Source organism: Galactobacter valiniphilus (assembly GCF_003575975.1).
Classification (GTDB): Bacteria; Actinomycetota; Actinomycetes; order Actinomycetales; family Micrococcaceae; genus Galactobacter; species Galactobacter valiniphilus.
Genome location: NZ_QQXK01000039.1, coordinates 1 through 24,698, shown reverse-complemented (window position 1 = coordinate 24,698; position 24,698 = coordinate 1). Strand labels below are relative to the sequence as shown.

Annotated in this window: 22 protein-coding genes; 11 read left to right on the top strand and 11 right to left on the bottom strand. The window is 71.6% G+C overall.

The genetic code is table 11. The features are described from left to right. Positions 1-1,535: DUF222 domain-containing protein (locus DWB68_RS14750; RefSeq protein ID WP_119425880.1), on the bottom strand; the 1,535-nt coding region annotated here is incomplete at its 3' end. A gap of 584 nt (positions 1,536-2,119) precedes the next feature. Beyond that, positions 2,120-2,917: an IclR family transcriptional regulator gene (locus tag DWB68_RS14745; protein ID WP_233548863.1), complete on the bottom strand. Its 798-nt coding sequence runs from the start codon at positions 2,915-2,917 to the stop codon at positions 2,120-2,122. Between the two features lie 59 nt (positions 2,918-2,976). On the opposite strand from DWB68_RS14745, the gene DWB68_RS14740 reads away from it, so the two are divergent. The 4 genes from DWB68_RS14740 to DWB68_RS14725 are packed head-to-tail and all read left to right on the top strand — an operon-like array spanning position 2,977 to position 7,194. Further along, complete coding sequence (locus DWB68_RS14740) at positions 2,977-3,996, top strand: 2-dehydro-3-deoxygalactonokinase (protein ID WP_119425879.1); 1,020 nt, start codon at positions 2,977-2,979, stop codon at positions 3,994-3,996. A 44-nt stretch (positions 3,997-4,040) separates the two neighbouring features. Further along, positions 4,041-4,652: a 2-dehydro-3-deoxy-6-phosphogalactonate aldolase gene (locus DWB68_RS14735; RefSeq protein WP_119425878.1), complete on the top strand. Its 612-nt coding sequence runs from the start codon at positions 4,041-4,043 to the stop codon at positions 4,650-4,652. Positions 4,653-4,693: 41 nt separating this feature from the next. Beyond that, a complete protein-coding gene (gene dgoD / locus DWB68_RS14730; RefSeq protein ID WP_119425877.1) occupies positions 4,694-5,842 on the top strand; it encodes a galactonate dehydratase in 1,149 nt (382 codons plus the stop codon). Between the two features lie 5 nt (positions 5,843-5,847). After that, positions 5,848-7,194 (top strand): MFS transporter, encoded by a 1,347-nt coding sequence (locus DWB68_RS14725; protein ID WP_119425884.1) that lies wholly within the window; start codon positions 5,848-5,850, stop codon positions 7,192-7,194. A 183-nt stretch (positions 7,195-7,377) separates the two neighbouring features. On the opposite strand, the gene DWB68_RS14720 is transcribed toward DWB68_RS14725, so the two are convergent. From DWB68_RS14720 to amiA, 8 genes are all read right to left on the bottom strand, one after another. After that, positions 7,378-7,749, bottom strand: coding sequence for a hypothetical protein (locus DWB68_RS14720; RefSeq protein ID WP_119425876.1), 372 nt, complete (start codon positions 7,747-7,749; stop codon positions 7,378-7,380). Between the two features lie 561 nt (positions 7,750-8,310). Continuing rightward, the gene (locus tag DWB68_RS14715; protein WP_119425875.1) at positions 8,311-10,005 is read right to left on the bottom strand and encodes an ATP-binding cassette domain-containing protein; all 1,695 of its coding nucleotides are present in this window, start codon (positions 10,003-10,005) and stop codon (positions 8,311-8,313) included. Further along, positions 10,002-11,723, bottom strand: a complete 1,722-nt coding sequence (locus tag DWB68_RS14710) for an ATP-binding cassette domain-containing protein (protein WP_119425874.1) — start codon at positions 11,721-11,723, stop codon at positions 10,002-10,004. Before DWB68_RS14710 ends, DWB68_RS14715 begins: the two co-directional genes overlap by 4 nt. Beyond that, entirely contained in the window at positions 11,720-12,805 is a 1,086-nt protein-coding gene (locus tag DWB68_RS14705) for a nitroreductase family protein (protein ID WP_119425873.1), read from the bottom strand. Before DWB68_RS14705 ends, DWB68_RS14710 begins: the two co-directional genes overlap by 4 nt. A 10-nt stretch (positions 12,806-12,815) precedes the next feature. Further along, positions 12,816-14,288: a YcaO-like family protein gene (locus DWB68_RS14700; RefSeq protein ID WP_233548862.1), complete on the bottom strand. Its 1,473-nt coding sequence runs from the start codon at positions 14,286-14,288 to the stop codon at positions 12,816-12,818. Continuing rightward, positions 14,285-15,292, bottom strand: a complete 1,008-nt coding sequence (locus DWB68_RS14695) for a CocE/NonD family hydrolase (protein ID WP_119425872.1) — start codon at positions 15,290-15,292, stop codon at positions 14,285-14,287. The genes DWB68_RS14700 and DWB68_RS14695 overlap by 4 nt, the downstream gene beginning before the upstream one ends. After that, positions 15,289-15,936 carry a hypothetical protein gene (locus DWB68_RS14690; protein ID WP_119425871.1) on the bottom strand — a complete coding sequence of 216 codons (648 nt, stop codon included), beginning with the start codon at positions 15,934-15,936 and terminating at the stop codon, positions 15,289-15,291. The genes DWB68_RS14695 and DWB68_RS14690 overlap by 4 nt, the downstream gene beginning before the upstream one ends. 297 nt (positions 15,937-16,233) lie before the next feature. Further along, positions 16,234-16,329 carry a streptamidine family RiPP gene (gene amiA, locus DWB68_RS17070; RefSeq protein ID WP_267896982.1) on the bottom strand — a complete coding sequence of 32 codons (96 nt, stop codon included), beginning with the start codon at positions 16,327-16,329 and terminating at the stop codon, positions 16,234-16,236. Between the two features lie 106 nt (positions 16,330-16,435). Between amiA and DWB68_RS14685 the strand changes: the two genes are divergently transcribed. The 6 genes from DWB68_RS14685 to DWB68_RS14660 all read left to right on the top strand — a co-directional run bounded on the left by DWB68_RS14685 (position 16,436) and on the right by DWB68_RS14660 (position 22,372). After that, entirely contained in the window at positions 16,436-17,650 is a 1,215-nt protein-coding gene (locus DWB68_RS14685; protein WP_119425870.1) for a hypothetical protein, read from the top strand. Next, on the top strand, positions 17,647-18,063 hold the full coding sequence (locus DWB68_RS14680) for a hypothetical protein (protein WP_119425869.1): 417 nt from the start codon (positions 17,647-17,649) through the stop codon (positions 18,061-18,063). Before DWB68_RS14685 ends, DWB68_RS14680 begins: the two co-directional genes overlap by 4 nt. Positions 18,064-18,211: 148 nt before the next feature. Next, on the top strand, positions 18,212-19,414 hold the full coding sequence (locus DWB68_RS14675; protein WP_119425868.1) for an alpha/beta hydrolase family protein: 1,203 nt from the start codon (positions 18,212-18,214) through the stop codon (positions 19,412-19,414). Then, complete coding sequence (locus tag DWB68_RS14670) at positions 19,411-20,499, top strand: FecCD family ABC transporter permease (RefSeq protein WP_233548860.1); 1,089 nt, start codon at positions 19,411-19,413, stop codon at positions 20,497-20,499. Before DWB68_RS14675 ends, DWB68_RS14670 begins: the two co-directional genes overlap by 4 nt. Continuing rightward, the gene (locus tag DWB68_RS14665; RefSeq protein WP_158588332.1) at positions 20,496-21,308 is read left to right on the top strand and encodes an ABC transporter ATP-binding protein; all 813 of its coding nucleotides are present in this window, start codon (positions 20,496-20,498) and stop codon (positions 21,306-21,308) included. The genes DWB68_RS14670 and DWB68_RS14665 overlap by 4 nt, the downstream gene beginning before the upstream one ends. Further along, a complete protein-coding gene (locus DWB68_RS14660; protein WP_119425867.1) occupies positions 21,305-22,372 on the top strand; it encodes an ABC transporter substrate-binding protein in 1,068 nt (355 codons plus the stop codon). The genes DWB68_RS14665 and DWB68_RS14660 overlap by 4 nt, the downstream gene beginning before the upstream one ends. Before the next feature lie 139 nt (positions 22,373-22,511). Here the strand turns inward: DWB68_RS14660 and DWB68_RS14655 are convergent, their stop codons facing one another. After that, positions 22,512-23,219 carry a CPBP family intramembrane glutamic endopeptidase gene (locus DWB68_RS14655; RefSeq protein ID WP_158588331.1) on the bottom strand — a complete coding sequence of 236 codons (708 nt, stop codon included), beginning with the start codon at positions 23,217-23,219 and terminating at the stop codon, positions 22,512-22,514. Between the two features lie 92 nt (positions 23,220-23,311). On the opposite strand from DWB68_RS14655, the gene DWB68_RS14650 reads away from it, so the two are divergent. Continuing rightward, complete coding sequence (locus DWB68_RS14650) at positions 23,312-24,442, top strand: SDR family NAD(P)-dependent oxidoreductase (protein ID WP_158588330.1); 1,131 nt, start codon at positions 23,312-23,314, stop codon at positions 24,440-24,442. Positions 24,443-24,698: the final 256 nt, after the last annotated feature.

The window sequence follows — 24,698 nt, the reverse complement described above, 5'->3', positions numbered from 1 at the left end:
CAGTCGTGCAGGTGGTGGTCGATCGCGGTCAGGGTCGTGCTGATGAGCAGGGTGGGGGCTGCGCCTGCGGTGGTGGGCGCGTCGGCTGAGGCGGCGTGGAGGGCGAGGATGTGCGCGAGAGCGTCGAAGGAGCGTTGGGCGTGGGTGCGGCTCTCGTTCGCACCAGTGCCCGTACCCATGTCGGTGCCGTTGGTCTCGTGGTCTTGGTTGAAGAGGTTCTCAGGGCCGTGGTCTTTGGTGCGTGGAGAGAGACAGGCGTCGAGGAGGGTGCGGATCTGGGCGCCTTCGACGTCGGGGGCGAAGCCGGTGATGTCGTAGCCTCCGCCGGCCTTCTTGATGAGCCGGAACGACCGGTTTTTGCGTTGCTGTTCGTAGCGGGGCTCGGCGCCGTCTGGGTCGAGGACGAGGCCCCAGCCCTTGGATTCTTCCTTGATGCGTTCAAGGCCCACGCGGCCTCCGGCGATCGCGGAGCCGGTGCCGCGGCGGGCGGATCGCTCGTCCATGCTCGGCGGCAGCACGGGCCGGAACGGTGCCTGCGGTTCGGGCCGCTGCTGCTGGGATTGTTGCTGGCCTGGTTGCTGCTGGTAGCTCGGCGCGAAACCACCGGCACCCGGGCCCTGTGCAGGGTTCGGCGTGTGGCCGGGGTCGTCTCGGTGGCCGAACCAAGCCTGGCCCGCGCGCTCGCGCGGGTCCTGACCGGCCAAGAACCCACCGGGGTTCGAGGTGCCGGGCTGGACGGGACTTTCACCGCGTTCCCACGGGGTGCCGCCGGCCTCGCCCCAGGGCGTCATCCGCGGGTCCTGCTGCGAGGCCGGGTTCTGGGGCGGGAACTCGAAGCTGCCCTCGCCGGGACTCCTGTTGTCATTCATCCCACTCCAGCCGGGGCCCGGGTGCTGGCCGGTTCCGCCGTGGGCCGCTCCACCTGGCCAGCCGGCGTTGCCACCGGTTCCGCCAGGCCCGCCGACACCAGTGCCGGCACCGGCCAACGGCGCGGGTTCAGGGGTTGGTTTGAAGAGGTTGATGCGTCCGCCGGTGGCGTTGGCGACCATGGCTGCCTCGGCTACGGCGATGCCGCCGTCCACGGATTCGCCGGTGAGTTTGGAGAGTTGTTCGACGATGGCCTTGGCGATCTCCGCGCTGAGTTCCCCGGCCTCGATGGCCGCGGCCACGGCGGGCCGGGCCGGTGGCAGGTCCCCGGTGGAGATCCCGGTGCGCGGTTGCACGGCGGCGGCCACGTCGATCCAGGAATCGGCCACGTAGCCGTTGACACCGAAGACGTCCATGACGAGCCGGCGAGTGTTGGCGTGCCCCAGCCGGCGGGCGAGGGATTCGATGGGGGTCAGGGGTTCGGAGCGGCGGGCCACGGCCCCGGCAGCGGCGATCTTCACCGAGTCGCACGTGCGGGCCAGGTCGGCGGTCGCACCGAGTGCGGCCACGACCTCTTCTTCCGGGGCACCGTCCCAGGCACGGGGACCGGCGTTAATGAGGGAGCGCAGCGTGGCGGTGGCCTGCGTGATGGCCTCGACGTCCAACATGGTGATCCCTCCCGCCTTTGAGCGCATGCGCGCGCCACTAGAAACGAACCTCGAATCGATCGGTGATCGACCGGCATGAACTTCGGTTTCTCGGTGCTGGCGAGAGTTCAATTATAGCGCGAAACCCCGAAAATGCGCATACCTACTGGTCAGTAAGCGAACCAAATTGCAACAAATGATAAGTATCTGACAGTGGTATTCCACCAGCGTCGCTCAACCGGACGGACCCTTAACCTCCACCCCGCCACCCCGCCGCGCGACCCCGAGACCCGGGCCCCGCCCGAGCGAGCCAGCGGATGCGGCGCCCCACCCGCCGTCGAGCATCGACGCAACGGGGTTCCCCTGACCCAGGCCCATCGCGGCAAGTAGGCGCCGGAGCCCTACAAGGGCCCCGGGCCTTGAGGAAGCAGCCGGACGACGCCGTCATCACAGCCGGCCTCGACCCACTGCTCGGCGAACTCGTCACGCTCAGCGACGCGCAGGTCTCGGCCATCAATTCGTTCTCGATCGTGGCGAACGGCTGGAACCGCATCGCGATCCGCAGCCACGGCCCTGCTGCGCCAAAGCAGTGGCTCCTCGGCGGCTCAGACCTTGCCTCGATACCCCATGTCCGCTGCGATGTCTGCGGCGACGGCCTGAACCACAGGCACCAGCGCCCGCATCCGGTCGGCCGGCATGTAGGGCGCCGTCGCCGAGACGCTGATTGCTCCCGCCACTCCGCCCAGGGCATCAAGCACGGGGGCCGCCACACAGCGAATGCCCGGCTCGTTCTCCTCCATGTCATACGAGTAGCCGCCGCGCCGATAATGCTCCATCCGGGCCACAAAGTCGCCCTGCGCATCATCCCCGGCCACCCGTGCCGCGGGCGAGGCGGCCGTGGCATCAGCGGGAGACTCCTCTCGCCACAGCTCGGCCCAGCGCTCCGGCCCGGCCTGCAAGAGGAGCGCCTTGCCGATCCCCGTGCGGGTGAGGGGCATCCGCAAGCCCACCCGTGAGCGCATCTCAGCCCCGCGCTGGCCCGGAATCTTGGCCAGGTAGAGCACGGATCCCAGGTCCCGCACCGCGAGGTGCACGGTGTCCAACACCTCATCCGCCAGGCGTTGAAGGTGCGGTGCGGCCACGCTCGAGAGGGGGTTGGCGTGCAGCGAGGCGAAACCCAGCTCGATGAGTGTTGGGCCGAGCGCGAGCCCCGAGGGGGCGTCGCGCAGATACCCCTCACTCCGGAGGGCCTGGACCAGTCGATGCACCGTGGAGCGGGGCAGGCCGCTCGCGCGTTGCAGGCCAGGCAGATCTGCGACCCCGCGCTGGACCCAGCGCACCAGTCCTAGGCCGTTCAGGAGGGTTTGAGCGCCCTTCGGCGCGGACACCGACGTCTCACTCACACAACCCACTATATGGGATACGTTTGTACAATGTGGGATGCGCTTCTTACGTTCGTGACATGCAGCACGTTCCCCCGCCCTCCGACGCCGCCATCGTGGCACTCGATTGGGGCACCACATCCCTGCGCGCGTGGGCCCTCGACAGCCACGGCACGGTCCTCACCTCCCTCCGCTCCGCCTCCGGACTTCGAAGGGTCGTGACGAGCGCAGAGGCGGAAGGAGTGAGCGTTCCCGCGCGCTTCGCGCAGGCTCTCGCCGACGTCCACGCCGAGCTCGGGGTTCGCGCCGTTCCCACCATCGCGTGCGGCATGGTTGGTTCGGCTGGAGGCTGGTCGGAGGCGGCCCACCTGGGACTGCCCTTAAGCGCCTCGCCCGCCGCCCTCCCGCTGCACATCATCCCCGGCACCGGCTCTCACGAGTCCGGCCACGCGGTCTATCTCGTCCCCGGGCTGCATACGGCCACGCCCGCCGGACAAGCTCCGGATGTCCTTCGCGGCGAGGAGACCCAGGTGCTCGGAGCCCTCGAGGCGCTCGGTTCCCCCAGCGATGCGACGCTCGTCTTGCCCGGTTCCCATACCAAATGGCTCAGCGTCAGTGAGGGAGCGATCACCGACTTCTCCACCTGCATGACCGGCGAGCTGCACGCGGCGCTCCTCAGCTCAACCATCTTGGGCGACCCGGTGCAAGCCGCGGACCCGGTCGCCGCTCTCCACCCGGCCGCCGCCGAAGCCGAGGCCGCGGACGCGGCCTTTGTCCGCGGCGTCGAGCATTCCCTTGTGCACGCCCAGGATCCCTTCGGGGCCAGAATCTTCACCGCGCGAACGCAAAACCTGAGCGGCGAGGTGCCGGCTCGCTTCGTTCCCGATTACCTCTCCGGCCTGCTGATCGGCGACGAAACCTTGCGATTCCTGGCCGCAGACGGCTTCGCGGGCACGCCAGCCATCTGCGCCGAGGGCGAGCTAGGTCGCCGCTACGCCCAAGCGCTCGCGCTGCAGGGCGTTGACTCCGTCGTCCTGGAGGGCACCGCCCTCACGGGGCTGATCGCCATCGGTCGCTCGGTCGGCCTGCTCTCTGCTTAGTCACCCCACCGCTCATCCCCGCCTCACCCCGCGAAAGGCACACCATGACCTCCGAACCCACCGGCCTCATCGCCATCCTGCGCGGCCTCACCCCCGCGGAGGCTCCGGCCATCGGCGAGGCGCTCCACGGCGCCGGTTTCCGTAAGATCGAGGTGCCGCTGAACTCCCCCGAGCCGTTGGAATCGATCCGCCTGCTGCGCGCCACCCTCCCGGAGGACACGCTCGTGGGAGCCGGCACGGTCCTCAGCGTCGAGGACGTCAGCGCGGTCGCCGCTGCCGGCGGCCAGATGGTGGTCTCCCCCAACTTCAACCCCGCAGTCGTCGCCGAGACTGCGCGCCTGGGGCTCCTGTCCTACCCGGGCGTGGCCACAGCCTCCGAGGCGTTCGCCGCCCTCGAGGCCGGCGCCACCGCCCTCAAACTCTTCCCCTCCAACCAGGTGGGGATCGCCGGCATGAAGGCCTGGGCCTCCGTGCTGCCCGCCGGCACCCAAATGCTGCCCGTCGGCGGCGTGGATGACTCCACGCTCGGCGCCTGGCTCACCGCGGGCGCCCAGGGCGCCGGCGTGGGCTCGTGGCTCTACCGGGCCGGCGACACCGCCGCCGACGTCGGCGCGCGCGCGGCCTCCATCCAGGCCGTCTACGACGCCAACCACTAAGACTTCTTCCCCGCATCCCAAGCAAGAAAGGCGTGGCATCAATGAAGATCACGTCCATCACCACCTACCAGGTGCCCCCTCGCTGGTGCTTCGTCAAGGTCGAGACCGACACGGGCGTCATCGGCTGGGGTGAGCCGGTCCTCGAGGGCCGCGCAGCCACCGTCGCCGCCGCCGTCGAGGAACTTTCCGATTATCTGATCGGCAAGGACCCGCGCCTCATCGAGGACCATTGGACCGTCATGTACCGCTCGGGCTTCTACCGCGGCGGCGGCATCCACATGTCGGCGCTGGCCGGGCTCGACCAGGCGCTGTGGGACATCAAGGGCAAGGCGCTGGGCGTGCCGGTGCACGAGCTGCTCGGCGGCAAGCTGCGCGACTCCATCAAGGTCTACTCGTGGATCGGCGGGGACCGCCCGGGTGAGACGGCCGCCCAGGCCAAGGCCGCCGTCGAGCGCGGCTTCACCGCGGTGAAGATGAACGGCCCGGAGGAGCTGCAGTTCATCGACACCCGCGACAAGGTGGAGAAGGTCGTCCATAACGTCGCGGAGATCCGCGAGGCCGTCGGAGAGAACGTGGGCATCGGCGTGGACTTCCACGGCCGCGTCCACCGCCCCATGGCCCGCGTGCTGCTCAAGGCGCTGGAGCCGTACAACCTCATGTTCGTGGAGGAGCCCGTGCTCTCCGAGCACGTGGACGGTGTGGCCGATGTGCTACGCAACTCTTCCACCCCGATCGCCCTCGGCGAGCGGCTGTACTCCCGCTGGGACTTCAAGCACATCCTCGAGTCCGGCGTGGCCGACATCATCCAGCCCGACCTCTCGCATGCCGGCGGCATCACCGAGGTGCGCAAGATCGCGGCGATGGCGGAGACCTACGACGTCGCCCTGGCCCCGCATTGCCCGCTTGGCCCCATAGCCCTCGCCGCGTGCCTGGCCGTGGACGCCGTGGCCTACAACGCGGTCATCCAGGAGCAGAGCCTCGGGATCCACTACAACAAGTCCAACGATCTGCTGGACTACGTCACCGACGCCTCGGTGTTTGACTACGCCGACGGCATGGTCAAGATCCCCTCGGGCCCCGGTCTCGGCGTTGAGATCAACGAGGAGTACGTCAAGGAGCGCGCGGCCGAAGGCCACCGCTGGCGCAATCCGGTGTGGCGCCACACCGACGGCTCGTTCGCGGAGTGGTGACCGGCATGAGCACGCAAAACACCTACAGCTATGCCCAGGCCCGCGAGAAGCAGGTCTCCCGCGCAACGAAGGCCCGCATCCTCATCGCGGTCATGCTCTTCGTCTCGGTGGTCATCAACTACCTCGACCGCGCCAACCTCTCCGTGGCCCTCCCGGCCATCTCGGAGGAGTTCCACATCTCGCCCGCCCAGCAGGGCCTGCTGCTCTCCGCGTTCGGCTGGACCTACGCGGCGCTGCAGATCCCGGGCGGCTGGCTGATCGACAAGATCCCGCCGCGCATCCTGTACCCCGCGTGCCTCATCCTATGGTCGCTGGCCACCGCTTTCATGGGCATCTTCTCCGGCTTCGTCGCGCTGATCATCCTGCGCCTGCTGGTCGGCGTCTTCGAGGCTCCCGCCTACCCGATCAACAACCGCGTGGCGACGGCCTGGTTCCCGGACAAGGAACGCGGCAGCGCGATCGGGTTCTACACCTCGGGTCAGTTCATCGGCCTCGCGCTGCTGACCCCGGTCCTGACCTGGCTGCAGACCGCGTTCTCGTGGCACTGGGTGTTCATCGCTACGGGCGGCATCGGCATCCTCTGGGGCGTCGTCTGGTACCTGGTCTACCGCGAGCCGCGCAAGATGCGGCTGGCCAACCAGGCCGAGATCGATCACATCGAGGCCGGCGGCGGGCTGGTCGACCTCGAGTCCGCGCAGACGGAGCGGAAGAAGACCTCCTGGGCCGACTTCAAGGCCGTGCTGACCAACCGCAAGCTGTGGGGCGTCTACATCGGCCAGTTCTGCCTGACCTCCACGCTGTGGTTCTTCCTGACCTGGTTCCCCACGTACCTCGTCAAGTACCGCGGCATGGACTTCATCAAGTCCGGCTTCCTCATCTCGCTGCCGTACATCGCGGCACTGGTTGGCGTGCTGCTCTCGGGCTTCTTCTCGGACTGGATGGTGCGCCGCGGCGTCTCCCTCGGCGTGGCACGCAAGGGCCCGATCATCGCCGGCCTGCTGCTCTCCACCGCCATGATCGGCGCGAACTTCACTGACTCCACCGCCTGGGTCATCGCGTTCCTGTGCATCGCCTTCTTCGGCAACGGCTTCGCGTCCATCACCTGGTCGCTCGTCTCCGCGCTGGCCCCGAAGCGCCTCATCGGCACCACGGGCGGCATGTTCAACTTCATCGGCAACCTCTCCTCGATCGCCACCCCGATCGTCATCGGTTTCCTGGTCTCGGATGTCTCCTTCGCCCCGGCGTTCGTCTACATCACCGTGGTGACGGTCATCGGCATCCTGGCGTACTCCCTCCTCGTGGGGAAGGTGGAGCGCCAGCCCGATCCGGGAGAGTCGCTGCTGAACGCTTGACACTGAGTGGCCAGGCCGCGGTCAACCGCGGTGGGGGTTCAGCGTTGGGGTGTCGGTGGTTCCTCACCCCACAAGGTGCCCGACGGCGCGTGCCTGAGCACGCGGCGTCGGGCACCTTGCCCTACCCCACTGCTCCCTGAGACGGCGGTGCTCCGCCAGGTTGAGCCTCGGGTGTGCGTCCGGTCAGCGGGCCGTGGCCGCCTTGACAACGATCTTGATCTTTTTCTGGGCGGACCCCGGCTTGGCCTTGACGGTCAAGGTGGTGGTTCCCGGCTTGAGACCCGTCAGGGTCACCGAAGACCCCCGCACGGAGAGCCTGACCAACTTGGTGTTGGCCCCGGAGAAGGCGTCTTTCACGCCGGTCACGCCCGTGGGCACGGCTTTCATGTGGACCGTGAAGCGAGCACCCTTCACCAGCTTGACGCTCGGGACGCTGGTCGAGATCGACGTGACCTTGGCGGGCGTCACGGTGATCTTGATCCACGTGCTGGCCGCCCCGGGCGTCGCCCTGACCGTCAGCCACGTGGTGCCTGGGCGCAGACCGGCGACGCTCACCGTGTCACCCTTTCCCTTCAACGATGCCACCTTGGGCTGCGCCAAGCTCCAGGAGAAGGTGGTCCCAGGCACCCCGGCGGGGGTGGCCGTGGCCCGAATGCTCCGCTTGTCCCCCCACCTTCAGCTTGCGCTCCTTCACGCTCCGGCCGACCGAGGTGACCTTCGTCGGCGGCGGAACCTTGACGGTGACAGTGATCGTCGTCGATATACCGCCGGTCTGCGCCGTGACCGTGAGGCGGGTGACACCGTGGCGGTGAGCGTCTGACTCGACCCGACGGTCAGCGAAACGGCCTCCGCGTCGAGGCCGACGGAGCTCGCCTCGGTGGGCAGGCACTCCACGCGGGCGTCCGCCCCGTCTCCCCTGTCAAACCACTCTGGGCCCGGGGAGTTCTCTGCGCCGGCCGCGGGGGCCACTTCCTCCCGGAGGAACGGCCCGACTGGACGGCGGAAAACATCATCGCGTCGTTTGGGCATCCCGGCCCGCGCCCCCACTGGGCGGTGGTGCTCGACGGCGTGTGCTCCCCCACGCCGTCGGGCCGCCCCGGGCGGTGGGCTGGCGCCTCACCCGGGGCCGGCCGGCGCCGCCACGTCGATCACGCGGTCAGTGGTCCCCAGCGTGCTGGGCCGATGCGACACCAACACGACCGTGCACGGGTACCAAGCGAGCACCTCCGTGATGGCGGATTCCGCCGCCGCGTCCAGCGAGGCCGTCACCTCGTCCACGAGCAGCAGGCTCGGCTCGCCGACGATGGCCCTCGCCAGGCACACGCGGGCCCGCTGGCCGCCCGAGAGCCTGAGTCCGTCCTCGCCCAGCGGCGCCTCCAACGTCACGATTCCCTCTAGTCCCAGGCGGCCCAGGAGTCCCAGCAACTCGGCGTCCGTCGGTGCCGTTTGGCTCTCTGGCAGCCCCATCAGCAGGTTCTCCCGCACCGTGCCGCTGAACAGCGTGGCCCGCTGTCCCACGTAAGCCACGCGGGCGCGCAGTTCCCCCTCGCCTGGTTCCCCCAACGAGATCCGTCCGCCGTCCACCCCCAGCAGCTCCAGGCTCCCCGCCTGCGGCGTCAGCAACCGCGCCATAAGCCCGAGCAGCGTCGACTTGCCGGCCCCCGACGGGCCTCGCACGCCGACGTGTTCGCCAGGTTCGATCAGCACGTCCAGGTTCACACCGGGGCCGCCGAGTCGGCCGCTGGCGCCGTCCTCGTCCTCGTAGGCAAACCGCACGTCCCGCAGGCGAATCCCGAGTGGGCCAGCCGGCAGCATCGCCGCTGGCGATGCGCCCGTTGGCTTCTCGCCCTCCGGAGTTGCCGGGGCGTCCGCGATGGCGCCGGCCACGCGGGCCGCGGAAGCTTCCAGCGGCTGCAACTGCGTCAGCGTGGTGGCGGCGTCCGCCACGGCGGCGAGCCCGGCCAGCGTCACGACCAGGAGCGGTGCCAACACCGCAGCGGAGTCCCGGTCGCCGGCGGCGTGCACCACGCCCAAGAGGAGCACGCAGACCGCCACGGCACCCACGATCACTTCCCGTAGCCCGGAGGCAGCGGTGATCACGAGGGCCTTGGTCCTGTCGGCCCGGTTGTTGCGCTCCGTGAGGGCTAAGGCATCGCGCAGCACGCGCGAAACCATCGCATTGCTGAGCACCTCCCTCGTCGCGGTCACGACCTCGCTGATGCGCCCGGACAGCGCCTCGCGCGCTTCCTGCTCCGCCTCGCCGGCCCGCCGTCCAGCCCGGGCACTGAGGCGGGTGGCCGCCACCAGGGCGAGGGCGCCCACGAGCACCACGACGCCGGCTACGGGGCGCACCGCCGTCGCCGCCACGATGCAGCCAACGGCCACCACGGCCTGCGCCGCGATCTGCGCCACGGTGTGGGCGTAGAAAAACTCGAGCCGCTCCGTATCGGTGAGCAGGGTGCTCGCCTCTCGGCCACTGTGCCGCCCCCTCCGGGTGGGCCGCGCACGGGAGAAGGCGTCGAAGAGTGAGAGCCGCAGGCGGGCCAGGACGCGAAAGGCCATGACGTGGGAGACATCCATCTCCCGCCACGTCAGGACGGCACGCAGCACCACCAGGGCTGCCACGAGGGGCCACAGCCACGCGGGCGGGGCGGCATGGAGCACGACGGCGCGGCCCACGGCCCACGCCGCCAGCACCCCCAGCGCGGTGAGACACAGCGCCGAGGCCATCGACGCGGCGAAGCTGCGCAGGAGTCCCGCGCGTTCGGGCCGCAACAACGGGATGAGCCGGGCCAGGGCCGAGCTGTTCATGCGTTCTCCTCTGACGGGGCGGGCGCCGGGGCGAGGCGACCCTCGCTCAGGGCGAGCACCCTGGTGTCCAGCGGCAGCTCGCCTGGTCGGTGGGTACTCACGAGCACTACACGGTGCTCGGCAACGCGCCGCAGAGTGGAGAGCACTGAGGCGGCGGTGGCCTCGTCCAGGGCGCTGGTCGGCTCGTCCAGCAGGAGGACGGGACGCCCCGTGAGCAGCGCGCGGGCCACGGCGAGGCGTTGCAGCTGACCGCCCGAGAGGTCCCGGCCGGACTCGGCGACAGACGCCTCGAGGCCGCCCCTCGCCAGCACGTCCTCCCACACCCCAGCCGCGCGGCAGGCCTCCTCGAGCGCCGCGTCCGCGTGGCCGGTGCCGGCGGGGTCCAGGTTGTCGCGGACGGTGCCTTCAAAGAGCACAGGATGCTGCGAGACCAGCGCCACGTCGCGGGCGCGCAGAGGGGCTCCGTCCAGCCGCACGCTCCCATGCCCCGGTTCCACGAAGCCGAGGACCACGTCGAAGAGGGTGGATTTTCCGGCCCCCGACGCCCCCACGATCGCGGTGAGGCCACCGCGCTCGGCCCGCAGGTTCACGCCGTCCAGGACCGGGCGACCCTCCTCGTAGGCGAAGCGCACAGCGCTCACGCGTAGCCCCTCACCGGGGGCTTCCGTCGCGGGGTCCGCCGCCGGGGCCACCCCCGCCACCGCCCCGGCTGACGTCACCGGCGTTTCTCTCGCCGCCGCCGTCGCGCCCTGGGTCTGGCGCGTCTCCCCCGCCTCGAACGCGCCGATGTCACGGAGCCCCGCGACGGCGCCGAGGCCGAGGTAGCCGGCATGCCATTGCTTGGAGAGCTCGCGCACCGGGCGGAAGGCCTCCCCGGAGAGCATCAAGATCAGGTACGTCTGGGAGGCGACGGAACCGGGTGCCAGCGCCTCGACGACGGCGCAGGCCGCCGCCGCCGCGAGGGCTCCCTGGATGGCCAGATCGGTGAGGGCCGTCTCCGCGAGCGAGGCGCGCATGGCCCGCTCGGTCTGCTGGCGCAGCCGCTCGGACCGCGCATGGATGCGCCGCCTTGACCAGGGAACACGGCCCAACGCCCGCAGCGTCTGCATGCCGCGCAGGGCTTCGGAGAGTTCGGCTGCCAGGCCCTCATAGCTTTCCCATTGCTCCTGCGAGCGCCTGGCCATGAGCCGTGACCAGGCCTTGGGTGCAAGCAGCGCGAGCGCCACACCGACGGCCACGACGAGGGCCGCAGGCCAGGACACCCAGGCCAGCCCCAGGAGCACGGCAGGGGTCGCGATCGCCAGGGTGAGCAGGGCCGGGTAGTAGGCGGAGACGTAGGCGTCCACGCCGTCCACGCCGTCGCTCAGCGTGGCCCGCAGGGCGCCAGGGCGGCGCGCCGGGTCCCGCAGCGCTTCGGGGCGCAGCACGCCCCGAAGGCCGGCCGCGCGCACATCGAGCCGGACCCTGGCGCCGAGCTGGCTCGCGGCGGAGGCCTGGACGAGGGCCACCCCGACCCGGACCAGCGTCATGAGCGCCACGGCCCCGAGACTGAACAACGCCTCCTGGAGCCGCCCTCGGGCCGCCGCGGCGAGGGCGTGCGCCAGGGCCACCGCCTGCCCCACGTAGAGGGCGTTGACGAGCAGCGCTGGCGCAACGGCGGCGACCACCTCCCGCGGACGCCGGGCGGCCGCCCGCGTGAGTTCCTTGACAATCATCATGTTCGGATTCCTCCGTGAGTGGCGGGGCGATCTGGGCGCAGGGAGGCGAGGGCGTGGACCACCCACGTCCCCGAGGAGGCGACCAGCCCGGAGACGGGGCGGGAAGACCAGCTCCCCTCCGCGTGTTCCGCGTACAGACGGCGCCCCGCGGCCAGCGGAGCGGCCCACGCCGCTGTGAGCAGACGGGTCGGTTCGGACCCTCCCACCTCGAGCGTCCAGGTGACCACGCGCTCCGCCCCGGTGATCCATGGCTGCTGCGCGGCCACTGCCAGCCGGTCGGCCGCGCCGCCCGGCCTCCGCTGGCCGGCGAGGAAGCGGGCGTGATGCGGGCTGCGGCGCGCGCTCAGCCGCTCGGCCCTCGCGGCCAGCCAGGCGGGACGCGCGGCGGGCAAAGGCACGACGGCGAGGGGCAGCTCGGGCGCGAGGCCTCGCCTCAGCCACGCCTCGGCGTGGGCGGACCGGGGCCAGGCGAGCGCGCCGTGCAGCCCGGCCACCCCGCCCTGCAGCTCGCTGGCGAGGACCGCCGTGGTGCCGAGCAGGTGCTCGGCACCGGCGGCCGCATAGGCGGCGTCGGCCAGCCACAGCGGCCAGGCCCGGTGCCGGTAACGCGAGAACGCGCGCCCGGGCAGCACGGAAAAGACAAGGAGCGCTCGGCTAGGCGAGTCGAGGGAGGCGGCGGCAGCCCACGCGGCCGGGACCAGGAACTCGGTCTCCGGGTGGCGCAAGGTGAGCGTGCCCAGCTCCGGGTCGTAGGCCCACCTGCGCCAGTCGCCCTCGACCGCCGGCTCCAGCAGGTGGGCCCGCACTCCGTAGCTTGCCCCTGCCGAGGGGACGGCGCGACGCTGGATGGACGTGGCGGAGCCGTCCTCCGTGAGGTGCAGTCCGCGCGGGGCGAGCAGTGCCTCGAGGACCTCGAGGGCCAGTTCGGCGGCAGGCGACGTGGCCCCGGCCGAGGTGGCGGCGGTCCCGGCCCCGAGCGCGGACCAAGCATTGCCCCGGGGTCCCGGATGCACCGGGTCCCCCGGCGTCAGGGGGCCGTAGGCCTGATGGAGCAGAAGGCCAGGAAGGGCGGTGAGTGTCACGGGCAGCGCCTCACATGTGCGGGGGCGGAACGAGCGTGAAGCACTCCGGCCCGTCGCCGGGAACGGGCCAGCCGCGCTCGCGGGCGGCGGAGGCAAAGCGGTCCATGCCGAGATAGGCGAAGGCGGCCGGGGCGTTGGGGACCAGGCCGGTCACGAGTGTGCGCACCACGCGCAGCGGCGTCATCGCCACGTCGCGCGTGGTCAGGTCGCGATAAATCTCCCGGTGGCCGCCCGCGGCGAGCCGTGCGCGCACTTGCCCGAGCGTCGGGCTCTCGAGTGCCTCCACGCCCACGGTCCCGAGCGCTGGCTCGCGGAAGCGGGCGGCGAGCGCGTGCACGCTGGGATCGAGCCAGACCTGCACGTGGGCGCCAAGGTCGATGACGTTCTCGAACTGCGCGCCGGCCTGCGCCTCGTAGTCCCGCTCCGGCCGGTGTTCGAGATAGAGCCCCCTGGCCATGAGCCCCCGCTCGACGGCGCGGTAGACCCAGCCGTCGGACTCGAGCGTGCCCTGCGTGTAGATCCAGGTGTGGACGGCCTCCAGCACCGCCTTGCGCGCTGCCCTGGCCGGGTCTAGCGCGCAGGAGAAGCCCGCAGCGTAGATCCCGCGCGCGGCGTCGTACGTGAGTGCTGCCACGCAGGGTGCAAATTCGCTCGGCATCTGCACTAGCCAGACCTCGAGCTCGCAGCCCTCCAGGTATTCGCGCAGGCCGGGCACCGAGTCCACGTCGATCCCGCGCGCCGGCCCGTCCAGGTGCCACCAGAGTTCCAAGGCGTCCCGCTCGATGACCTCGAGCAGCCCCCTGTCCCTCGCGTCCTGTACGCCCTGGCCCGTGGCGATCCCCGCGTAGTTGAGGTGGTGGGTGCGGGGCAGGTGCCGGAAGCGGGCCTGCCGCCAGTTCAGGTGCACCAACGCGTCCGGCACCCACACCTCGTTCCCGACCTCATCGCTGCAACGTACCCACAGCGCGGGGGTGTTCTCTCTCATGGTCGTGTAGGGGAAGCCCGGCCGCCCCACCTGCCACACGGCATGCGTTGGCAGCTCGTGGGTCTCCAGCGCCGGGCGTCCGGACGCGACGAGCTCCTCGTGCGTGCCCGTGAAGTAGTCCTGGGGCGGCAGCGGGTCGGGAAGGAAGTTGCCGCAGTAGCGCTCGGCGCCCTCGGCGATGGCAGCGATCCGCGCCGCGGCGGCGTCCCCGAACGAGGTTCCGAGCGAGACCCGGTCCGCCGGCCACTCCCCCAGCATCCTGGCGTCGGCCACGGAGGCCGTCAGGGCGAGGTACGCGGCCGGGGCGCCGGGTGGGTGCGGGACCTCCCTGACGGAGCGGATGACGCCGGTGAAGGGATCGACGAGGTCCTCCGGCGTGAGCGGTGCCGGGGCGGTGGAGGGTCGCTCGGGCCCGGGGGCTCCGAGCGCCGCGGTCGGCGAGTCCGCGCTGACCGTCGGCGCCGGCTGCGGCAGGGTGTCGGTGGGGATCGGGTTCACGGTCGGGGCCTCTCTGCTGTGGTGGTGTGTGTCCAGCTACGGGCGGCGGGGCGCAGCTCGGAGACGAGTCGGTATGCCCCGCGGGGCGGCGCGGGGACGGTGTTGCGCCGAACGCGGGCGTCCGGGACGGTGCTGGCCAGCCAGCCGTCCAGCACGGCGCCCGGCCCGCCGGCCGCGACCACGTCGCCGCGGGCGTGCCCCGGGGCCAGGTCCGCGAGCAGCCCGTGGCCCCAGGGCCCCTCGGCGTGCTGAGACGGGCCGCCCCAGCCCCGCGCGATCGCCGCCGCCTCGCGCCGGAAGGGGTCGTGGCGGCCGCCGATGACGAGGAGCGGGGATCGCATTCCTCCCCACCGCAGCGCCGGGTCCACGCGGGGCGAGGACCACAGCTCGTGCCAGGCCCGCCGCGTGGCCGAAGGCCAGCCCCACGCCTCCGCGACGCCGACGCCGCGGGCGCGGACCGCATTGACGCGACGTTGGGCCTCCGCGGCGTCCAGCGGGTTCCTGGAGCGCGGCCCGAAACCGTGTTCGTGCCACCACCCCACCCGTTCGGAAATGAGCGGCCGCCCGTGGCGGTCCCAGGCGGTCTCGCCGGGGCCGAGAACGGGCACCGAGACGGCGACGCCGTCCGCGGGCGTGGCGCCTTCAAGGTGCAGCGCCCGCGCGGTCTCCAGGGCGGTGTGCGCGGCGTAGGAAGCGCCATGCAGCAGCAGCGGCCCCCCGGACCCGTGCTCCCGCGCCCAGGCGGCGGCCTCCACGCCGTCCTCGGCCACGTGGCGGTACGGAATCCAGGCCCCGCCACTCGCGTAGCGCCCGCGCACATCGAGCACCCAGCATTCGATGCCGCGCGCCGCCCAGGAGCGCGCCATGGGCTCCTGGGCGGCAGCTCCGTACGGGGTCTGCACCAGCACGGTGGCCACGGGGTGTTGGGGTAGAGCCCGCACCCCCCGCAGCACGGTGCCGTCCGGCAAGGGGACACGCGCCGCGCCCACCGTCGTGGAGCTCATTCCACAGCGCCGGCGCTCAGGGCGGTGGCCGGCGTGGGGTCGAAGGCGAGGACCCGGTGGTGACTCAACCGGGCCGCCGCGGCGTCGTAGCGCTGCAGGAGGCTCGTTTCGTCGACTCCGGCCGTGCCGCGCGCCCACGCGGCGGAGAGTGCCAGGATGCGTGAGAGCTGGTGGGCCTGCGCCGCCGGGTCGGCGAGACCGGGCGGCGCCGCGGCGGCCGTCGTCGCGTTGCGCCAGGCCTGCCAGGCCTGCGGCGCGTTGCTCGCTGCGCGCCTCCTGGCCAGGACCTGCGCCGCGGTGGGACCACGATCCCCCACGGCGAGCGGGTCAACGAGGTAGAGACCGTCCTCGCGGTAGGCACGGATCCAGCCGGCACCGCGCCGCGCCGCGTCATCGAGCCGGTCCCAGCCGGCGCGCCCGGCCGGGGCCTCGGCCACGCCGATCACCAAGGTGTACGCGTCGGCGCGTTCGGCCGCCTCGGCCGCGCCGAGGCGTGCGACGGGGGCGCCCCAGGCGGCGAGCGCCGTCTGCACGTCCGCTGCCAGGGCGGCGTCGCCGAGCAAGATCACATGCCGGGGCTCCGGCCACCTCGCGCGCCGGATCTTCAGCGCATCCTGTGCCCGCTCGGCGGCGAGCCGGAACATGAACGACTCCGCTTGCTCATCGGTGCGTTCCCCCCCGGGCGAGCCCCTCCGGATACCCGGACAATCCGAGAAAGGCACCCCCGGCCGTGCGCAACGCCGCCCCGTGTTCACCCCACGCCACGATCGTGTCAGCCGTCCCTTCGACGGGGACGATGCTGGTCTCGGCGCGCACGGCGGCTCCTTGCTTCGAGGGGCGCGGCGGCCAGGGCTACGCCGCGTGAATAGTTTTTTGGGGGCCGGGCCGTCGACGACGGCCCGGCCCCGGCGTCACGCCGAGCTACGGCGCAACGGAATCACTCAGTCGAAGGGGTTCTCGACGAGCGCGTTGGAGTGGGTGGCCGAAAGATGGGCCAGCTGCTCGGTCTCTTCGATTTCCTGGGCGATGCGCTCCATGGCGATCTCCTTCTGTGGTGAATTTTCTCCGGATATCCAGGGGTGTTCGGGTTCGAACACCCTCACCGTATTGAGAATCATTCTCAATAGCAAGTAGCCTGGCGGTGTGAATGTCCCTCCTCTCTACCTCGCAGATCACCGCGCCGGCGTCCTCTACCGGCTCCACCGCAACGCCCTCACGACCGTCGATGCCGGCGTGTTGTCCGAGCACGCCGGCGTGGCTCAGGCGAGCTGCGAGCTGGCCCTGTGGATCGATGAGGCGGCCGGTGAGGCTGTGCTGGACACCCCGTCGGGGAGCACGCGCATCTCCGTGGCGGTGCCGGCGGAGCACGTGGCCGTGGACCCCACCGGCCGGCTGGCGCTCGTCACCCCCGGCCTCGGCCTCGACCTGGATCCGTGGAACCCGGTCGCGAGCTTCGTTGACCTGGAATCTGGCGTCGCGGCGCGCTTCCGCACCCGGCCCGGCGAACCGGGCGCCGGATGGGTGAGGGACGCGACCACCGGGGAGCCGGTCGCCGTGCTGCGCCACCGAGAGCCGGGCGCCATCGAGGCCATCGGCCTCGACGAACTCCTAGCCCTCGGCCCGCACGTCCCAGCGCTGAGCGGGCAGCTGTGCGAAGAGCTCGCTCCGGACGGGCACGGCGACGTGGCCTCCGGCGAGGTGTTTGCCACGGCCACCTCCCGCGGCCTCGAGCGCTTCCGCGTGCGCCACGGCCGGCCGGAAGCGGCCGGGATCGTGCGCTGGCCCTCCCCCGGCCGCGCGCACTACCTCCGGCTCGATCCCGCGACCGGCCACGCCCTTGGCGTCCTCCGCTCCGGACCGGCAGACCCACAGCGCTGGGCCGAGTGGAACAACGCCATGGCCTGGATCGACCTGCACAGCGGCCGGGCACGATCGCTCGAGCTCCCGCCTGGGCTTGCCTTCCGTTTCGGCCTGGGCGGAGACACCGCTGCCGTCGCCACGATTCACCCCGACGGCGACCACCTGAGCGTGCTGCGCCGCGACGCCAGCGGCTGGAGGCTGGCCGAGACCCGCGCCCTGCCTGCGCTGTCCGGTTCCCCCCGCCCCGGGCACGTCCCGTGGGAGGGGATCGCTGGCGCCCCGGCCCAGCGCCGGAGCGTGGCGGTCAGTGCCGATGGGCGATGGATCGCCGTCACCCGCGGCGGGGACTCCCAGATGCACGTGCTGAACGCCGCGCGTCACGGTTCCCCCCTGCGCGCCGTGGCCGTGCCCACCTCGCTCGACGAGGGAGGCATCGCCTTCTTCCGGGAGGACACCGTGGGCGCAGCACCCGCGCACGCCGACGGGGTGGGGCGTTGAGCGCCGAGTGGGAGGCGGCCATCGCCGCAGAGGAGGCGGCCATCGTCGGCCTGCCGCAGCGCGGCCTCGTCCTCCTGCGCGCGGCCGGTGCGGAGCACGCCGCGCTGTGTCGCTACCCCTCCGGGGTGCCGCTGTGGCAACCCGCCGGCGCGCCGACCTCCCTGGCCGTCGGCGACAACGGCCTGTGGGCCGCCGTCATGGTGTCGACTTCGGACGAGGCCTCGCGCCTCTGGCTCGTACACACCCGCGAGCGGCGGGCCACGCGGATTGCCGCGGCCGCCTTCCGTCACGACGCCCCCCGTCTACGACCCCGTGAGCGGCGACTTCCTAGTGGTCTCCACACCGGAGGCGCGGCTGTACCGGGTGACGCCGGGCCGTCGACCGCGCGGCGTCTGCCCCGTCCCCCCCGGTGAGCGCTGGCGCCTCTTCGAGGGGCCGAGGGGGCCGCTGTTGGCCATCAGCGTTCCGGGCGAGCCTACCCGCCTGCGCCCGGCGCCCCGCCCAGCTTTGGCCCCGCGCCGGTCGCCGGTCCCCTCGTCCTGGGAGCTCAGCCTGCCGAGCGTGCGCGGCGTATCAGCCCTGCGCAACCACGCCGTGGTGCGCTCCGCGCGCGCCGCCCGCGGCTTCGACCCGCTGACCGGCCGGGTGCTGTGGGAACACTCGGCCGGTGACGGGCGCGTCATCGATGCCCTCGCCACCCCCGCTGGGGTGACGATCGCGGAGCAACGCGAGGGACGCCCCTCCCTGCTCCGGCTCGACGGCGCCGGCGTCACCGACGCGCGCGCCGTCGAGCTTCCGGCGTGGGTGGAAGGCGGCGTGGTCAGCGGGCTCGCCCTGCACCGCGGCGAGGAGGTGCTGCGCTGGGAGAGCGCCCTCGAACCGCCCCGGCTCTACCGCCTCGACGCTCTCGAGGCCTCGCCCCCAGCCCCCTCCGACCTGGGGCACACCCTGCGGCACGGCGTCATGGCGGAGGACGGCGCGATCATCGACGTGGTACTGAGCCTCCCCCCGGGGCCGGCCACCCGGCGCCCCGTGCTGCTCAGCTGCTACGGCGGCTTCGGCGAGCCGCACCTGCCCGTCTATGAGCCGAGCCACGCCGCGTGGGTTCGGGCCGGAGGCGTGGTCGCCCATGCGCAGATCCGCGGCGGCGACGAACGCGGCCGGTCCTGGTGGGAGCAGGCCAAGGGCTCGCTCAAGGTGCGCGCCGTGTGGGACCTGAGCCGCGTCGTCGAGCAGCTGAGCCTGCCTGGCCTGCCCGGCGTCCCGCCGGCACCCGTGGTGCTGGCCGGCGGTTCGCTCGGCGGGGTGGTCGCCGCCGCGAGCGCCTTCGACGGGCGCCGACTCTGCGCCGGTCTCATCACCACGGCGGCTCCGCTCGACCTCGAACGCCTGGACGAGCACCCGCTCGGGAGCCTGTGGCTCAACGAGTTTCCGTCCAGCGAGACGCCGGAGGGACGCGCCGCCCTGCGCGAGCTCTCGCCGCTGCGCCGCGCCGCCACCCTCCCGCCCGGACGCTGCCCGCCCTACCTCGGCGTGGTGATGGCCAACGACGCGCGCGTGGGCTCGCGGGACACCGTGGACCTCGTGCGCCTGTTGCGCTCGCGCGGGCATCGCGCGCGGCTGCACGTGGTTCCGTGCGCCGGCCACGCCGCGAATCCCCTCTCCGCCCTGCGCCGCCTCGGCGCCGCCTGCCTCTCCTTCGCCGCGGCGGCGACGGGTGGCGTGGTGCGCCCGACTCTCGCACCCGAAAGGACCCCTTCGTGACCCCACCCTCCCTCGCTTCACCCGGCGCCACCGCTGCGGTGCGCCCCGTTCTCCCCGGCCGCCGCGCCGCCCGCCTCCTCATCCCCCTGCTCGCGATCGCGCTCGTGGCCCTGCTCATCGTCTCCGTGGCCGTCGGCACCGTCCAGGTCTCGCTCCTGGACGCCGCGCGTCTCATCCTCGGACACCTAGTGCCAGGCATGCCGTGGATGAGCGATGGCAGCTACACCGTGCTGCAAGACACAGCGGTGTGGCAATTCCGCCTGCCGCGCGCGCTCCTGGCTGCCGTGGTCGGCGCGTGCCTCGCGCTGGCGGGTGCACTGCTGCAGGTGGTGGTGCGCAACCCGCTGGCTGAGCCGTACATCCTCGGGGTCTCCGCCGGGGCCGGCCTCGGCGCGGCCTCCTCGATTGTGTTGGGCTTCGCAGCGGCCACGTGGGTGCTGGGCACCTCGGCCTTCCTCGGTGCCCTCGTGGCCACCATCGCGGTGTATTTCCTCTCGCGGCGGCGCGGGCGGATCACGCCAGAGCGGCTGATCCTGGCCGGCGTGGCGCTGGGCGCGCTGTTCAGCGCTCTGACCAGCTACCTCACCATCACCACCGAGGCGCAAAACGTCTACGGCATCCTCTTCTTCCTGCTCGGTTCGGTCTCCGCCGCGACGCTCTCCAGCGTCATCCTGCCCGCGGCCGCCCTCCTGGTGGCCGTCGTGTTCACGGCGGCGCGCACCCGCCCGCTCAACGCCCTGCTCGCGGGAGACGCGGTGGCGGCCGGCCTCGGCGTGGACGTGCAGCGCGTGCGCACCCAGACCCTCGTGGTCGCGGCGCTCGTGACGGGAGCCGCGGTGTCCGTCGCCGGCGGCGTGGGCTTCGTTGGCCTCGTGGTGCCGCACATCGCTCGCCTGCTCGTGGGACCGGATCACCGGCGTCTCGTGCCAGTGGCCCTGCTCGGCGGCGCGGTCTTCCTCGTGGCGGCCGACCTCCTCTCCCGCACCGTGGCCCAGCCAACCGAGGTGCCGCTCGGCATCCTCACGGCCGTGACCGGCGCCCCGTTCTTCCTCTGGTTGCTGCGCCGCCAAGGGGGTGTCAAGTGAGGCTGACGGTGAACGACCTCGGTGTGCGCCGCGGCTCAAAGCAGGTGCTGCGCAACGTCTCGCTCGACGTGCCGGACGGCGCCGTCCTCGGCGTGCTGGGCGGCAACGGCGGCGGCAAGTCCACGCTCCTCGGCGCCCTGTCCCGCCTGCTCCCCATCACCGGCTCCGTGCGCGTGGGCGAGACCGAGCTCTCCGCCATGCGGCGCGAGGAGGTGGCGCGGACCGTGGCCCACATGGCGCAGGAGTTCAGCGCCGACTTCGAGATGCTCGTGTACGACGTGGTGATGCTGGGGCGCACCCCGCACGCGGCGTGGGGCACCTCGGATCGCGACCACGCCGTGGTGATGGCCTGCCTGGAGCGCGTGGGCGCGCTCGGTCTGGCCATGCATTCCTTCGCCGACCTCTCCGGCGGCGAGCGCCAGCGCGTCACGTTCGCGCGGATCCTGGCCCAGGACGCCCCGGTGCTGGTGCTGGACGAGCCCACCAATCACCTGGACATCGCCCACCAGTTCGAGCTGCTTCGCTTGGTGCGCGCTACGGGCCGCACCAGCGTGATTGCCCTGCATGACCTGGACCTCGCTGCCCGCAGTTGCGACCTGGTGGCCGTGCTGCACCAGGGCACCCGGTACGCGTACGGCACACCCTCTGAGGTGCTCACCGAGCAGACCATCCGCACGGTCTTCGGCGTGCATGCCACCGCCGTGCCTGCCCCGAGCGGCGCCGGGACGCGCCTGCTCCTCGACCCGCTTCCCCGGACGGACTCCGGCGAAGAACCAACACCACCGCATCAGAAGGAAACCACCGCATGAACGTTCTCTCCCGCAACACTCTGTCCTCGCGTCTGGCGCTCGTGGGCGCCGCCGGCGCCTTCCTGTTGGCGTTGAGCGCCTGCGGCCAGTCCGTCACGGCCCCGCCGCCCGCGGGCGAAGGCTCTGGAGCGGCAAGCTCCGGAACCGCGGGGGCCATCGGCGGCTCCGCCACGGCGAGCGGCCCGGTCAGCATCACGAACTGCGGCACCGAGCTCACGTTTGCCGAGGCGCCGCAGCGCGCTGTGGGACTCAGCCCCGCCCAGACGGAACTACTCCTGCGCCTCGGCGTGGGCGAGACGCTGGTGGGTCAGGCGCAGACAGGCCTGCAGGCACTGCCGGCCGACGTGGCGAGCCAGGCGGAGCAGGTCAAGGTACTCAGCAAGGGCGAGCCGCCGGCCCGCGAGGAGCTGCTCTCGGTCAACCCGGATCTGGTGCTCTCCCCCACCAGCTACGAGTTCACGGCCGAGCAGGGCTACGCGAGCGTGGAGCAGCTGAAGAAGGCCGGTGCCCAGGCGTACATCGCCACGGGCGGCTGCGCGGATCGCCGCGCTAGCGCTGTGGTGACTGACCTCGTCACGGATATCGAGAATCTCGGCTCCCTCTTCCGCAAGCCGGAGCAGGCGGCGCAACTGAGCAAGCAGGTCAAGGATCGTCTCGCTGCCGTAAGCCAGGCCAACGCCTCGGCCACCGCGCCCACGGTGGCGCAGCTGTTCGTGGACGGCAAGAGCCTCTCGGCGATCGGCGCCGGGATCGAGGCGGACATCATCAAGCAGGCCGGCGGCAAGAACGTGTTCAGCCCGGACGACAAGCTCTTCGAGAGCTTCTTCGCCGCCGCCGTCTCCCCCGAGCAGGTCGCGAGCCTGAACCCGGACGCCATCGTCTTTGCCACGACGAGTGACACCCAGACCGCCTCGATCGAGGCGTACCTGCGCGAGACCTTCCCGCAGGTCACCGCGGTCCAAGAGAACCGCCTCGTGGCCGTCCCCTCGGCGAATCTCCTGCCCGGCACGCTGGGCAATGTGGATGCCGTGGAGCTGATCTCCCAGAAGATCCACGACCGCTGACGCCCGGCGGAGCCGGGCGTCAGGAGAGCCGCCCGCTCAGCTGCCAGGTGCCCGACGGCGCGACGCACGTTCGCGCCGTCGGGCGCCTCCTGGGGCGGCAGCGCAGGCGGGCGACAGCCCGGGGCACGGCGCGGCCAGGTTAGGGCACAAAGAGGAGTGGCACGAGGCCGACGACACCGAGGCTGAACGCGGAGTGGACAGCCCACGCCGCCGCGAGGCGACCTGTCCGGTTGTAGACCGCCTGGCAGACGACGCCGAGGATCGGCGCGGCCAGCACGAGGACGGCGTTTCCGGTGAAGAGCGTCGAGACGGTGTAGGCCAGCAGCGACCACGCCTGCCCTCGCCGCCCCCAGGCCCGTGGCAAGCCCCCTCGGAAAAAGGTCTCCTCACCCCAGCCCGTCACCAGCGCCACGATCACCGTCAGCCACAGCGGCGTCCAGGAGGCCGAGACGACAGCCGTCTCGACGAAAGCGGCCGTCAGCGGGATCTGGCTCAGAACCCACGTTCCTGCGAGGAAGAACAGGACCGTTCCCGCGGCCGCGAGTGCCACCCATCCCCACCCCGCCCGTTGACGTCCATGGCGATGCCCGCCCCGAGAAGCCAAGCTCGGCTGATCAAGCGCGGCGTCACCAAGGCCAGCGTGCCTCATCAAGACGAAGCCGCCGGCGAACCAGGTGGCGGCCACGAGCACCGAGCTCAGAACAAAGAGCGGCGGAGTGTTCGCCCAGACGAAGGCGAGTCCCAAGAGCGCGCTACCCAGGCAGAGGAAGATCCACGGACGCGCGGGACTTGGAAGCGAAAGCAGCGGCATCTGCTTGAGTCTGGCAGTCCAGATCGCCAGATCCAACCCCCAACGCACGGGGAGGCTTTGCCAAGGGACTTCCCTTTCGCGCATGCGACGAACAGACTGTCACCTGGAGCGAAAGGACGACGATGCAGATGGACAAGCACGATGATCCCCAGGAACAGGCTCCCGCGCCGCCGCGCCGAGTGCTCGTGACGGGGGCCTCCGGTTACGTGGGATCCCGACTCATCCCCCGCCTGCTTGACCGCGGCTACGACGTGATCGCCGCGGTGCGGTCGCCGAACAAGCTGGAGGCCCTCGAGTGGGGCGCCCGTGTCACGGCGGTGCCGATGGACGCCGCCGATCCGGAGCAGGTTGAGACCGCCGTGCAGGGTGTGGACGCCGCATACTACCTGCTGCATTCCATGGACGGCTCCGGCTTTGCCGAGCAGGACGTGGCCTTGGCGCAGGACTTTGGCAGAGCGTGCGCGCAGGCGGGAGTCCAACGCCTCGTGTACCTGGGGGGCCTCGTTCCGCGCGGCGACCGGCTCTCCCCTCACCTCGCCTCGCGCCTGGAGGTCGAGGAGACGTTGCGCGACAGTGGCGTCCCCGTGGTCGTCGCCCTGCGGGCCGGCATTTTGATCGGGGGCGGCTCCACGTCCTTTGAGCTCATCCGTCGGCTCGTGGAGCGCATGCCCCTCATCCCCTTGCCGGGCTTCATGCGGGCCAGTATCCAGCCGGTGGCGATCACCGACGCACTGAACGCTCTGGTGGCGGCCCTAGAGGCCCCTCTCCCCACCACCTCAATCGACGTGGTGGGACCCGACGTCATGAGTTATCGCGAATTGGTGCGCACCTACGCCGACGTGGCGGGAATCAAGCGCCGGTTCGTCAACATGGTGCGCGTTCCTTATCTCCTGGTCTCGGTTCCGGCCACGTGGATCACCGGGCTGCCCGGTCCCACCGTGAGGGCCCTCGTTCCCAGCCTCGGCGAGGACCTGCGGGGGCGAGCGGGCAAGACCCAGCGGCAGCTACTACCTAGCATCCATGACGAGCCACTGCACGTGACCGAGGCGTACCGCGCGTCCCTTCTTCCGGAGGGCTCCGGAGAGCAGGCCCTGTCCCCGGCGGACCCGGAGTGGGCAGGCGGCGACATCGTCCTCAAGCGCGGGCGGCGGGTGAGGACGGGGTCCGGCTGGTGGACACGGCTCCTCGGAACGCATCATTCAATCTCGGCGCAGCGCGCCCCTATCGCACCACCAGCGAACCATGCCACGAAAGCGTGAATCCACGAGGGTGTTCCGTACGGAAAGGGTGCTTGAGGTACCGCACCCACATCCCGTTGCCGTCCGGTAGGGGCCGGCCTGTTCCAAAGTGAACAAACTGTGGAATGAGGAAGCGGCAACGTGGTTCGGAGGAAGCAACGACGAGCCGAGGCTGGGCCTCCTGCGCTTCAACGCATCATGGCTCTTCCTACTTGCGGTGGGGGTGAGCGGCGCGCCGGTGTGAGTTGGGCTGCGGGGTGAGGGACGTCGAGGCCCT